The 12,790-nt window shown below is 59.1% G+C and carries 10 protein-coding genes; 6 read left to right on the top strand and 4 right to left on the bottom strand.

Going from position 1 to position 12,790, the window contains the following annotated elements; translation table 11 throughout:
* Positions 1 to 830: excinuclease ABC subunit UvrA (locus ABIL25_03825; protein MEO0081409.1), on the bottom strand; the 830-nt coding region annotated here is incomplete at its 3' end.
* Between the two features lie 107 nt (positions 831 to 937).
* Here ABIL25_03825 and ABIL25_03820 point away from each other — a divergent pair.
* A complete protein-coding gene (locus ABIL25_03820; protein ID MEO0081408.1) occupies positions 938 to 1,420 on the top strand; it encodes a hypothetical protein in 483 nt (160 codons plus the stop codon).
* A gap of 61 nt (positions 1,421 to 1,481) precedes the next feature.
* Here ABIL25_03820 and ABIL25_03815 read toward each other — a convergent pair whose 3' ends face one another.
* The gene (locus tag ABIL25_03815; protein MEO0081407.1) at positions 1,482 to 2,639 is read right to left on the bottom strand and encodes a kelch repeat-containing protein; all 1,158 of its coding nucleotides are present in this window, start codon (positions 2,637 to 2,639) and stop codon (positions 1,482 to 1,484) included.
* A gap of 434 nt (positions 2,640 to 3,073) precedes the next feature.
* Between ABIL25_03815 and ABIL25_03810 the strand changes: the two genes are divergently transcribed.
* The 5 genes from ABIL25_03810 to ABIL25_03790 all read left to right on the top strand — a co-directional run bounded on the left by ABIL25_03810 (position 3,074) and on the right by ABIL25_03790 (position 10,253).
* Positions 3,074 to 3,958, top strand: coding sequence for a hypothetical protein (locus ABIL25_03810; protein ID MEO0081406.1), 885 nt, complete (start codon positions 3,074 to 3,076; stop codon positions 3,956 to 3,958).
* Between the two features lie 116 nt (positions 3,959 to 4,074).
* Positions 4,075 to 5,343, top strand: a complete 1,269-nt coding sequence (locus tag ABIL25_03805) for a BREX system ATP-binding domain-containing protein (protein MEO0081405.1) — start codon at positions 4,075 to 4,077, stop codon at positions 5,341 to 5,343.
* Entirely contained in the window at positions 5,330 to 6,757 is a 1,428-nt protein-coding gene (locus ABIL25_03800) for a BREX system ATP-binding domain-containing protein (GenBank protein MEO0081404.1), read from the top strand. Before ABIL25_03805 ends, ABIL25_03800 begins: the two co-directional genes overlap by 14 nt.
* A complete protein-coding gene (locus tag ABIL25_03795) occupies positions 6,747 to 8,912 on the top strand; it encodes a DEAD/DEAH box helicase (protein ID MEO0081403.1) in 2,166 nt (721 codons plus the stop codon). The genes ABIL25_03800 and ABIL25_03795 overlap by 11 nt, the downstream gene beginning before the upstream one ends.
* Before the next feature lie 144 nt (positions 8,913 to 9,056).
* On the top strand, positions 9,057 to 10,253 hold the full coding sequence (locus ABIL25_03790) for a glycosyltransferase (GenBank protein MEO0081402.1): 1,197 nt from the start codon (positions 9,057 to 9,059) through the stop codon (positions 10,251 to 10,253).
* A gap of 502 nt (positions 10,254 to 10,755) precedes the next feature.
* Here ABIL25_03790 and ABIL25_03785 read toward each other — a convergent pair.
* Together ABIL25_03785 and ABIL25_03780 are read right to left on the bottom strand one after the other, a co-directional pair.
* Positions 10,756 to 11,610, bottom strand: a complete 855-nt coding sequence (locus ABIL25_03785; protein MEO0081401.1) for a glycosyltransferase family 2 protein — start codon at positions 11,608 to 11,610, stop codon at positions 10,756 to 10,758.
* Between the two features lie 115 nt (positions 11,611 to 11,725).
* Positions 11,726 to 12,655, bottom strand: a complete 930-nt coding sequence (locus ABIL25_03780) for a GDP-mannose 4,6-dehydratase (GenBank protein MEO0081400.1) — start codon at positions 12,653 to 12,655, stop codon at positions 11,726 to 11,728.
* Between the last annotated feature and the right edge of the window lie 135 nt (positions 12,656 to 12,790).

Here is a 12,790-nt window from a genome sequence, read left to right as displayed (position 1 = left end):
GCCGGGCATGCACCGTATGGCGAGTTGAAAGAGAAGAGTCGGGGGGTGATTTCCTCAAGGTTGAAGCCACAGTCCGGACAACTGAGTTTTTCAGAGAACAGGCGGTCAGCGTTATTGGACGTGACGATACATATCCCGTTGCCTTCCCGGAGCGCAAGCTCGATCGAATCGGCCAGGCGCTTGCGGGCCTCGGGCTTTGCGGTCAAGCGGTCAATGACAAGTTCGATATCGTGTTTCTTGTACCGTTCGAGTTTCGGCACCTTGTCAATTTCGTAAAGCTCGCGGTCGACACGGACCCGGATGAATCCGCGACGTTTTGCCCGGGCCAGAAGTTCCTGGTACTCACCCTTGCGGCCGCGGACAAGCGGGGCGAGGATGATGAGGTTTGAGTCGCCGGCCTCGGCAAGAAGCGTGTCAACAATCTGGTCGATGGTCTGCGAAGATATTGGCCGGTCGCACTTGGGGCAGTGGGGCCGGCCGATGCGGGCGAACAAGAGACGCAGATAGTCGTAGATTTCAGTAACCGTGCCGACCGTTGATCGGGGATTGCGAGCGGTGGTGCGCTGCTCAATGGCAATGGCTGGCGACAGTCCGGTTATCTGATCGCAGTCCGGCTTCTCGAGCATTCCGAGAAACTGACGGGCGTAGGCAGAGAGTGACTCAATGTAGCGGCGCTGGCCTTCGGCGTAGATAGTGTCGAACGCAAGCGAGGACTTGCCGGAGCCGGAGATGCCGGTAATGACGACCAGCTTGTTGCGCGGGATTGCAAGGTGAACGTTCTTGAGATTGTGTTCGCGCGCACCGCGGACCTGGATGAATTCGTCTGGCATGGAGCGAGGAAGTATAGAACCGGGTATCGGAGGGTCAAGCCGACGTGGCATTGCTTGACCCGGGCTGATTATTGTCTAAGCTGTGGCATACCATAAGGAGGTAGTCAGTGCGGATTGTCAGCTATCTGATAGTCGTGTTCGTGCTCGGATTCGCGGTTGTGGCCAACACCGGCTGCATGAAGTGTGGTGAGAACATTGCACGCAAGGCGACCGAAAAGGCGCTTGAGAACGCGGTCAAGACGGCGACCGGCGGTAAGGCTCAGATTGACGTCAGTGGCGACGTGGATGTCTCTGACTTGCCCGCTTTCCTGCGATATCCTGGTGCTAAGGCCGTTGCCAAGTGGTCGCTATCAACTGGTGAAGGCAAAGGTAGCGTGTACTCCTTCGAGACAACGGATGCCAAGGATGCGGTTGTCAACTGGTTCAAGGCATCGTTTGTCGGTCAGGGCTGGAAGGAGAGTGCGGTCATGGAGACAGGCGAGGGAACGATGCTGATGCACCAGTCACCAGACGAGAAGCAGTTTGCGACGGTGATGGTTGGGACCGATGAAGGTAAGACAACGGTTGCCGTGACCTACGGCACGAAGTAACCGGAAACAAGAGAAACAGAAGAGCGGGCCAGTATCGGCCCGCTCTTGCATTACTGTCGGACTAGCGGTTGATGACAATGAGCCTTGCAAGAGTTCCGGACTTGAACCGGATGAAGTAAGTGCCGGGGCTGAGTGATGGGCAGCGAGGCCGGCTAGGTTCGGTCGAACGGGCAACGAGCCGGCCGGCAACAGAAAAGAAGTCGGCCGGGCTATCGGTTACGGCCAGGACTTCGCCGGGTCGGCTGAACAGAGTTTTCAGGGGGCAATTCAGGCGTTGGCCAGTTTCATCCGCGAGTCCGACTGCGTACAGTGCCCGATATACTCGGTTACTTGGTTGCTCGTTCCGGTCAATGCCGCCGGCTACGAAGAGGTAGGATTCGTGCCCGGCCTTGGCCGTTGCCGCACTCAGGTATTTCAAGGACTCTGGGAGCGGCTGGCCTTCCCGCCAGAGGCTGCGATTCGGATCGAAGATCTCATACCGGGATGTGGGCCGGCCATCAAGCATCAACCCACCGAGCACGGCAAGCTCACCAGTCCAGCCTGCAGCGCAGCCAGCACGGGGGGTGGGCATTGGAACAAAGGTGAGCCACCGGTCACCGTGATAGTCGTAGGTTTCATTGATGTCGAGAGGCAGAATTCCGTCTGCAGTTCCGCCGACACAGTATATGTACGCGCCGGTCGAGACGGCAGCACCTTCGCACCGGGCCGTGGGCATCGGTGCACGTGCGGTCCAGTGTCCGGACGACGGTTGGAACTGCAGATTGTCCCGGAGCGAGCTGGTTCCAGTCCAACCACCGATGCAGTGGACCCCAAGGCCGTAGTAGATTCCGCCAGCGAACACGCTAGCACGGGGGCTGGGCAGGGTCTCGATTGGCGACCATTGCCGGGTTATCGGGTCATAAACCTCGGCTGATTTGAGCAACTGGCCGCCTTCGCCCCAGCCACCGAACACATAGATGCGGCCGAGGCACTCGGCAGCACCGAACCGATGGCGTGCGGTCGGCATTGACTCGCCAACACTCCAGGAGTCGGCGGCAACGTCGTAGATGAACATCGTCCTGGTCTTGACACCGCCCACAGCAGAGCCGCCGATGTAGTATAGTTTCGAGCCGACCGCGACGAGCGCACCACCGTAGCGCGGCGAGGGCAGGGGTGCGACCGCCTCCCAGGCCCAGGAAGAGAGACAGATAAGGGTGATGGCGACGAATATTCTTCGCATATGTCCTCCTTTCTGTGCCGATTCATGACACAGTGTTTGGGGCGTCTGGAATCCGGAGCAGCCACGGAAGCGCTGGATAGAGCCGAGGTAGGTAATACCTGAGGTCTTGCGGAGTCCGGGCCGCCGGCTGGCCAGGGGCAGCGAACAGGCGCCGGGCCAAACCATGTGCAGGCCCTTGATTGGAGCCGTCCTGTCAGCAGTGTTGCAGCGTGGAAAGGGGGAGATGTAGCCGTGGTCCAAGTAGTGTCGTTGGTTGCGGCAGAGCTGGCAGGGGCTGCTGCCCAGATGTAGGCGTGAAGTGTGCTTCAGACATGCCTCCGAAGGTTGAGCCCGACACTGTCAGCTTATCCTGCAGCAGGGATTCGTCAATAGGGAATACCGGGTCAGCCGGCGACGGTTTGACAGTCTGGAGCGCCAGCTTATACTACCTGATTATGGAAGGACTGCTCGCACGGCTCAATAGCGTTGCCGCCGGCAGCCAGAAGGTCGCGAAACGGCTTGTGGCATATCGGATGCTCCTGACCGACCCGGTGAACAATGCGTTTGCCAGAGAGAAGGCGCTGGCAGGTGTTTCCGGTCTGGTCAATCAGTTTCCAGATTCAGAGTTGCGGGAAGTTCTGGCCGAATGGGTGGCCGCTGAGCAGGCAGCAATCGAACGGGACAAGGAGGAGTTCAGGTTTGGTTTTGGTACCCAGCTCGCCCAAGCACTGGAACAGGCCGGACTCAAAGTCCGGGGTCAGTTACCGGTGTTGCGAGCAGGCATGTTTTCGCTTCGGGTCGATTTCGCGGCAGGGAAGGCGGTGATTTTTTGGGGACCTGAGGTCGAGCGACTGAAAGAGTCGGTCCGGCTCGTTCCGGCTGAGCTTGCCTCGACACTGATACGCTGGTCGAGAAGTCTGAAGGAGAAGAGCATGGAGCCGGAGCGGCTTGCCCGGTTGATGACCGAAGGGCTACGACGGGTGTATGTCCAGCGCGGGCTTGAGCCGGGTTCACGGGTGCCGCTGCTTGAAGTGCTGGCCGAGGTAGTACTTTTGATGCAGCCCAAGGGGTTCAGAGCCGATCCGTCAAGGGAGAAGTTCGTAGAATATCCGCGTGTGCGGTTCAGCTACGACCTGTTCCGGCTCAAGGCGTCAGGCCAACTCGGCCAGGCCAGTGCCGGGATTAGAGTGCATGTGGCCACTTTCGACAAGACGACAGACAAGACCAGCGCGCTCTGGGTGCCGGATAACGAGGAGGGTGAAGGAACATACTACTCCTACATCTCGCTAGCGGTGAGGGCAAACGAGGTGACCGAAGGCGATACTCCGGTGTCCGGGTAGGGAGTCAAATGGCCGAAATCCAGTCAATTGCAAAGGTTCATGGTGCAAGTCTCCATATGCTGTCTGCGAGAGCTGAATGTCCGGTGGTGCGTAGCGCAGAGCTTAGGGTGTAGCCGATGGATCAACAACTGGCCAAGGCGATAATCAGCAAGCTCGGCGCGACCGGCACGCCGCCGGAGTTCGGCATCGAGACTTTCACCATCGGGCTGGAGCCCTATCTTGCCGTTGTGGAAGAGGAGTATCTGAAAGGTATCTTGCCCTACAACCTGTCGAGCTTCAAGCTCATTACCGGCAACTATGGCGGCGGCAAGACACACTTCCTGTATTCGGTACGCAACCTTGCTTTCAGACATAACTACTGCGTTGCATACGTGAGTCTGAATCCGAGCGAGTGTCCTTTTGACCGACTTGAGCTTGTCTATCGTGCGATTGTCGCCAATCTGGCTGCGCCGCAGCCGGTTGACCGGCCGGCGCCAGTTTGGGAGAAGGGTATCGAATCAGTGGTGCGCAGATGGGTGGTGCAGAGTCGGAAGGCTGCGGACCGTAAGGAAGTTCTGCTCCGACAGCTTGATGAGCTGCCCGTGACCGAAAGCACGAGTTTCTCGAACGCAGTCAAGGGCGCGTTTTCGGCGCTGCTGGCTGAGGACGGAGAGGGATTCAGCCAGCTTGTGCAGTGGCTCAAGGGCGAGGACATTGCCCGGGAAGTGAGGGCTCAGTACCGCATTTCCGAGCGGGTTGACAAGGCAACCGCGTTCCGGATGCTGCGTTCGCTGATTCAGTGGGTCCACGCCATCGGGTACGCCGGGCTTGTGTTTCTGTTCGATGAGGCAGAACGGGGAATGTCGATATCATCATCGCGCGACAAGCGCCGTGCCCTTGACAACTTGCGGCAGCTCGTGGACGAGTGCGGCAACTCACGTCTGCCCGGAGCAATGTTCTTCTATGCGATTCCGGACGAGAACCTGCTGCTCGATGGTTCGGGCGGAGTCTACGAGGCGCTGAAGCAGCGGTTGCGCAGCGTGTTCTCCCAGACCAATCCAGTCGGAGTCCGAATCAATCTCGAGGAGTTAGGTATCGAACCGGTTGAGTTCCTGGTTGGGCTCGGGACAAAACTGGCCGAGCTGTTCGAGGCGGCGTACGGCGGGAGGCTGCCAGAGGAGAAAAGTCGGGCGATTTCGATACTGGCGAAGCGGGCGGTTTCGGCGTTCATGTTCGATATCAGTTACCGACGGCTTTTTGTGGTAGCGGCAATCGAGGCATTTCACCGGTTGCGGGCCGAGCCCGGAACGGTGATCGATGGCAAGGAAGCCGACAGGCTGCTGCGCGTTACCAGCCAGCGGCTGGGCCAGGCTGACCGGGAGAAGGTTGAGGGTGAAGAGTACTAGGGGAGAGAGGCCAGAGACAAGAGAACCGGGGGTGGGATCAGCAGTCGAAAGTCCGGAGCCCGCTCTTTCTGGCCGCTCGGCACGGCTTGTTTCGCACCCGGTGTTCGGCGAGGGCGAAGTGCTTGACGCACGCTGGCGCGGTACTGAACTGCTGGTGAAGTTCACGAGCGGGCTCAAGCTGTGGCTGCCGACAAGAAGGGTCAGGCTCGTGGCGAAGTTTGACGATGACCTGCTCAAGTTTGGCACCAGCCGATTCCGTTCAATTGACCGAATCCAGGCATGCCGGATGATCGAAGCGTTTCGACTCGGCATCGTGCCGCACCAGGACGTTGAAGCTTTTACCTTTGGTCGAGACCGAGAGATGGGGGTGATTGATGCTGCGCTCCTGCAGCTTGGCCGAGGGCAAGGAGAGGCGTACCTCGTGGAGGGCGACTACGGCACCGGCAAGACCCATCTGCTTGAGTATATTCACCACCGTGCGCTTAAGGCGGGCATGGTCACCAGTCTATGTCAGTTTGACCCACATGAGGTGAGCCCGCATCGGCCCAAGCGGGTGTACCGGGAAATCGTCCACAATCTGCGCTACATCCAGGGTGGCCGGGAGTACGGTTTTCGCGACCTGCTGCGTCAGGCCGGGGAGCTGGACCTTTCCGACCACGTGTTCCTCGGACCAGTACTACGTAAGCTCAGCCGGCTTGACCCGGGGCGAACCGAGAACGAGGTGTTCTGGCAGTGGATTGAGGGTGAAAGCACCAAGGAGTACGCGACCGAGCGGCAGAGCCGGCACCGGGTCAGGGGCGGGCAGCGGATTCCCGCACTCTATGATTTTTCCACCGCGGCCGACTTCTACTGCAACATCCTGTCCGGAATCGGCTGGATTGCACGGCAGCTCGGTCTCAAGGGCCTGGTTCTCCTGATTGACGAGGCCGAGACCGTAACTCACTTGTGGGACGTCATCTATCTAACCAAGAGTATCAACTTTCTGGAGGGCCTTGTCCGGACCGCCCAGAACGACCCTGAGGTCAGGCACATTAGCCAGCGGATGATTCACAATCAGGTGCGACCAGTACCCTACATTTACCGTGACCCCTCGATGCTACTGGTTTTTGCCACGACGCCGAACCCGTACGACTACGGTTACATCAGGATTGCGAATCGTGTGAAGCAGAAGCTTGAGCTCGCACCGCTTGCCGATCGGGCGCTTGTGGACCTGTTCGCCACGCTGATGATGACTTACCAGCGGGCCTATCCCGGCTTCGATATTTCCGAGTTCGAGCAGAAGCGGCTGTTCTCTGCCGCAGTGCAGTCCGGAAATGAGGGTGTCAGGTCGTTCATTAAGTTCTGTGTCGAGGGGTTGGATGTGGCGCGGACCCGGGCAGGGGGGCTGGCCAGACGGGGAATGGTTGACGACTGAGACCGAAGTCCGGCGCCTTCTAAAGAGGACCTGGTTTCCGTTCTTTGGCCGGTTCGGCCGGCTGACCGAGGTCCAGGTACGTTCGATTCCGCTCATCATCCGGGGCCGGAACGTCGTAGTGATATCACCTTCAGCTTCGGGTAAGACTGAGGCAGTAACCGCGCCAGTCATCGAGCGCCTGCTGCAGGTTGCCGGATGCTACCGCTCTTGCGTCAGTTCAGTCTCGGTGTTGTACGTCTCACCAACCAGGGCGCTGGTCAATGACCTGCACCGTCGACTCTGTGAACCGATGGAGTATCTCGGCCTGGACCTGGCACGCAAGACTGGAGACCATCCGGAGATTTCCGAGTCGCGGCTTCCGTTCATGCTGTTGACAACACCTGAGTCACTTGATTCCCTTCTGTGCCGACATACGTCCGTCTTCGCCGGCCTGGCCGCGGTTATTTTGGACGAGCTGCATCTTCTGGATAACACGCCACGCGGAGACCAGCTTCGCGTGCTGCTTGAGCGGTTGAGGCTAATAAACTCTCGCGCCTGGCGTTGGGAGTCAGGGGTTTTCTCCTCGACCTCCAAATCGCTGCCGGGTTCGGCATTGGCCAAAGATTCCGAGGTAATATCGGATTCTAGGGAACCAATGCCCGGTCTTCAGTGCTGTGCTCTTTCGGCGACGATCGACGATACCAACATCGGCCAGCGCTATTTCCCGGACCCGGTTGTGGTTCAGGTTGACGCCTGCCGGGAAATCGAGAACGTACTTTTGCCGATGCGCGAGGGCTGGCACGAGCGAACCGTGGCTGAGCTACGGTCCCGTGGTCTGCGCAAGGTACTATGCTTTTTCAACTCGCGGTCCTGGGCCGAATCTTCGGCCGGACTTTTGGCCATCCCGCCGTTTGCCAATCGGGTCTGGGTTCACCACGCGAGTCTGACCCGTAAAGTTAGGGAAGAGGTCGAGGCGCGCATGAATCAGGAGAGGATAGGTATTCTGTGCTGTACCTCTACCTTGGAGCTCGGGATTGACATCGGCGATATTGATGCTGTAGTTCTTGTCCGGCCGCCCTTCAACGTGTCGTCGCTTCTGCAACGGGTGGGAAGGGGCAATCGGCGCAAAGGCACGCTTTTCATGTTGGGCACCTACGCCGATGCCTGGGAGCGTTTTCTGTTTCAGACCTTCCTTGAGTGCTGCCGGCTAGGAAGGCTGTGCGAGAAACGCTATACGCCTGCGCTCTCGGTTATTCCGCAGCAGGTCGCATCATATCTTTTGCAGCGGCGTCGAGTCGGCACAACACTACCGGCGCTACGTCGAGTGCTGAGCTCGGTTTTCGGCACCGGCGGCGCAGTCGAGCAGACGTTTCATCACTTGTGCGAGCAGGGCGTGGTCGTGGAGCAGCGGTCGGGTATCTACTACCTGGGGCCGAAGCTCGAGCGGCAGGTTGAATACGGCAAGATTCACTCCAACATTCAGGACAAGTCTTTCGGCAAATACGAGGTGTGCGATGCTGAGACCAACCGGCATCTTGGTACGGTGTTCTACGTTTTCCGGACGTTTATGCTTGGTGGTCGGGCGTGGGAGGTCGTTGAGTTCCGAGAAAAGGAGAGCCGGGTCATGGTCCGGCCATTTCAGGATGTCGGCGCGACGACCAAGGTGTTCGAAGGTACCGGTACGGCCGGATACGGGTACCGGCTGGCGCAAGTCCTGAAGAGCCGGCTCTTCCCCGACTTGGCGGCAGACGAGTTCCCATGGTTTGACGAAGGCCGGCAACGTTTCTTGGTGCACCTGCTTGGCCCGTTGCACGGATTCCTCCTGAGCGAGGCATTTGTGCTAGAGGGAAGACAGGTTGCAGATCTGGACGGGAAGCTGTTTTCCTTCCCGGCCACAAAAACCGGTCTCTCGCGCTTTCCGATCCCGGAGATGTCCTCAATCAGACAGGTCGTGCGCAAGAACATCACTCGACTTCAGGATAACCTTGGGTCAGGTGCGTTCTTCAGGCTGCTGCCGGCTGAACTACAGGTGGAGGACCACCTCCTGGCGCTTGACGTGGCCGGACTTATTGATTTCCTCGGGTCGGTGAAACCGGTCGAGCTTGCGGCAGACGAGGTCCGCAGACAGATGAAGGCACAGCTTGAGACCGGTGATGAGGCGCCAGCAGATGACTGACTTTAGATCGACGACGCAAGCAAGGTTAGTGCCTGTCTTGATATGATGCATGCTGGTGCTACAATCGAACCGGATGAGATTCAGGACTGATCAACAGGTGGCCGCCGACCGAGTGCCTGAGCCTAAATTACGGGTCTAAAAGGTATGGTAGCGCGTCGCGTCCTGGTTGTCTCGTACTACACCCCGCCGCTAGGTCTGTCTGGAGTGATGCGGGTGACCAAGCTTGTGAAGTTTCTGCCCGATTTCGGGTGGCGGCCGCTGATCCTCACGGTCAAGCCGGCGGCCTACTACTACTATGACCCGGCCCTACTTTCCGACCTTCGGGGCTCAAAGGTGTTTCGCACAGAGAGCTTTGACCCGGCCCGGTTACTCAACCGGCTTCGGCCGGTCAGGTCAAGGCTGAACCCAATGCTGAGCAGGAGTCTGGGGCGTGGTCCGAGACTGCTCAACTACTTGCTGTTTCCGGATTCCAAGGCTGGGTGGTTTCCCTTTGCTTCGGTTGCCGGCCGGCATATCATTGACCGGGAAAGGCCGGCTGCGATATTTGCGACTGGACCGCCCTTCACCGCTCTTCTTGTTGGAGTCAGGCTGAAGGCGCACGGCCATTTGCCGCTGGTAGCCGACTTCCGTGACCCCTGGCCGACCGGCTTTGTCCTGCCGCCTCAGCCGCAGCGTACACTCCTGCGGCGAGTGCGAGGATACATCGTCAGGCACGCAGATGCGATTCTGGCGGTGAATTACGGCACGGCCCGTGAGCTCGGGCCCAAGGCCGAGGTGCTTGACAATGGCTTTGACCCGGACGAGTTCGATGTTGAGCCGGCAAGACTGGACGGGTTCAGTATCGTTCACGTCGGAAACCTATGGCAGAATCAGCAGGAGCTTCTTGCGGTCTGTCAAGCGATAAGAGATGTTCCAGATGCGCAGCTCTATTTAGCTGGCCGGGTTGACCGCGAGACACGGCGACGGCTTGGGCAGGAAAAGCAAGTTCGTTTGCTCGGCACGGTGGCGCACGACCAGGCTTGCCGACTGATGAAAGGAGCAAACGTGCTGCTCTATATCGGCAAGCCTGGACAGCCGGTCGGCATAAAGCTCTATGAGTACCTGGGTGCACGTCGGCCGATACTTGTTTTCGGCCCGGATACAACTGAAGCGGCGGCAATCGTCGAGCAGTGCGAGGCAGGCGTGGCGTGTGCCGGCCAGGAATCACTCGGCCAGGCTCTCATGAAGCTCCGATCCGAGGCAACCAGGTTCACGAGCGCCAACCGGGATCGATATGACCGCCGAGTTCAGGCTGGAAAGCTCGCGGCTCTGATGGAGCGACTGGTCACGTCGGGTACGTAGACCAGTACCAGCTCATGCAGGGTGAAGTAGGGTCAGAACAAGGCCGCCTTGGGAGTGTGTGTTGTCTATGGGGCCGCTGCGCTACTTTGAGCCCGGTTGCCGGCTAGGGTGCGACCGAAACTGATAAGCAACTCCTAGGCAGGTGGTAGGTCAGGCCGGGAGGCAGACCCTGGGTCAGGCGGCATGGCAGGCAGCAGACCAGGCTGCGAGACAAGCGGTAGGGCAAACCGCAGGCCAGGGAGCGGGCCAGACTGCGTCGCAAGCGCATGGTCAGGCTGTGTGGCAGGCAGTGAGCCAAACTGCGAGCCAGGCGACGAGACTGGCGGCAGGGCAGACCGCGGGTCAGGTGGCGACGCAGGCGGCAGGTCAGACTGTGAGCCAGAGCCCAGGACAGGAAGCAGGGCAGGCAAAGAGCCAGGCGCTAGACCAAACAGCAGGGCAGAGAGTGTACCAAGCTACCCCGGGGATGGCCAAATGTCACAATCTCAGTGGGTCAGACATCTCATTTATTACGTGCTGTCAGCCGGTACCAGAGCACGCGTACGAGCGCAACCAGCTCCAGCAGGGGCAGCAGCACAATCGCCTTGAGCCAGAAAAAGCCGGACCGGTCATGCTTGGCCAGATAGCGAAACAGTGAGCGGTGTGATTCCCAGATCATCTTCGGTCTGACCTGACTGGTACTGGCTCCCCGCCGGTGAAATACTCGCGCGGCAGGAACGTACCAGGTCTGCCACCCGGAATCGGCCATTCGCTTTGACAGGTCAACGTCGTTACAGAACACGGGAAAGCGTTCATCCAGGCCGCCAAGCTGGTCCAGGACTGTGCGCCGCAGCATCAGACACGAAGCCATTGGCTGCTCGACCTGGGCAGGTTTGTCATAGTCGAAATACGCCAGACGCCACCGGCCGAAAGAACGGCTGCGGGGGAACAACCGGGCAAGGCCGATCAAGTCCCAGAGTACCAAGACCGGAGTTGGAAAGGAGCGGATCGAAAGCTGGGTCGTGCCATCGAAGTTCAGCAGTCGGGGAGCAGCCGCACCGGCCTGCGGGTGAGTATCGAGCCAGTCGGTCAGCACGTCAAGTGCGCCGAGTTCGATTTTTGTGTCGGGATTGAGCAGCAGAACGTATTCGCCGCTTGAGCTGTGGATCCCCTGGTTGTTGGCCCGGGCATAGCCAAGATTGCGGTCATTGGCAATGACTTTGAGGTGGCGGTACTGGGCGAGCTTTTCACGGGTGGAATCAGCGGATGCGTTGTCAACAACAACGACCTCGAACTTCTGAGTGAAGCTGATGGAATCAATGCAGGTCTCGATGTCACTCGCGCTGTTCCAGGTAACGATGACGATCGACAGCTTCATGGTCGCAGATGACCACGGTGTTCAGAGCCCAGATGCTGACTCCAGGAAGCGATTGTCGCGAAGACGCCAAGGTCTTGAAAAACGGGGAACAAGTGGCAGACGAGCATTGATGGTCTTACTGACTGCGCCAGTATTCGAGCAGGTCGGCAAGGGTCTGGTCAAACGAAATCTGAGGTTTCCACCCGGTTACAGTCTGGAACTTGGTCGGGTCGCCGGTAAGATTGGGCAGGTCCCGATCCCGACGCCGGGAAGCGGTGCTCGTGTAGGTCACTCTGACCCGGGCAAGGCGGCACAGCTTCTCGACTCCTTCCCGAATGGAGACAGCGCTACCGGAAGTCACGTTGTAGGTCTCGCCGCCAGATGTTTTCTCAATCGCCAGGATGTAGGCGCGGACAATGTCCCGCACGTCAACGTAGTCACGGCGTACGTCGAGATTGCCAAGTTCGATTGTGCCGGTAGTTGCGCCCTGTCGTTCCAGCTCGGCTATCTGTCTGGCCACAGACGAGAATACGAAACTCGGACTCTGGCCCGGGCCGGTATGGCTGAATGGCCTGAGGATAACAACGTCGGCTCCGTATGCCCGGAAAAAGAACCTTCCGATGTCCTCAGCGACCTGTTTGCTCAGAGCATAGGCGTCAATTGGGTCTGGGGGCATTTCCTCGGTGAAAGGTGTCCTGGTGCCGCAGCCGTACACGCTGCCGGACGAGATGAGTAGAACCCGGGGTCGGAGTGCGAGTTCGCTCAGAGCCGCAAGCAGTTTGAGTGTGCCGCTAGCATTCACCTCGAATGTGCCGAGTAACTGGTTCTCTGCATCCGCGACTGAACTGACCGCAGCCAGATGGATCACAGCGTCGGGTTTTATCTGACTAAGCGTCTGCCTGAGCCAGTGGAAGTCACAGACATTGCCCTCAAACAACCGGGCCGGCATGCCGGCTGGCGCTGGAGCAAGATGGATGCCAGCCACGCTGTAGCCGGCGTCAACAAGTGCGCGGGTCAGGTGCCGACCAACAAAGCCCTCAATACCGGTAACAAGGATGAGCTTCAAGTCAGTAAACTGGGACTGGTGAGCAGGGACATAACGTCAGAGCCGAGATGCTTGGTGTCAGACTGGTGCCGGGCCCAGGTGTCGGACGACCGGAATCCGGGGCAACTCCGGACGCTCTTGCTGGGACTGGAGCAG

This window comes from candidate division WOR-3 bacterium (genome assembly GCA_039801365.1).
Classification (GTDB): Bacteria; Hydrothermota; Tepidihabitantia; order Tepidihabitantales; family Tepidihabitantaceae; genus JBDRUN01.
This window is presented reverse-complemented; position numbering and strand designations above follow the sequence as displayed.

Bases quoted from the DNA above. Each gene is read 5' to 3' on its own strand.
- ABIL25_03805 (MEO0081405.1), top strand. From the start codon at position 4,075: ATGGATCAACAACTGGCCAAGGCGATAATCAGCAAGCTCGGCGCGACC.
- ABIL25_03810 (MEO0081406.1), top strand. From the start codon at position 3,074: ATGGAAGGACTGCTCGCACGGCTCAATAGCGTTGCCGCCGGCAGCCAG.
- ABIL25_03785 (MEO0081401.1), bottom strand. From the start codon at position 11,610: ATGAAGCTGTCGATCGTCATCGTTACCTGGAACAGCGCGAGTGACATC.
- ABIL25_03790 (MEO0081402.1), top strand. From the start codon at position 9,057: ATGGTAGCGCGTCGCGTCCTGGTTGTCTCGTACTACACCCCGCCGCTA.
- ABIL25_03815 (MEO0081407.1), bottom strand. From the start codon at position 2,639: ATGCGAAGAATATTCGTCGCCATCACCCTTATCTGTCTCTCTTCCTGG.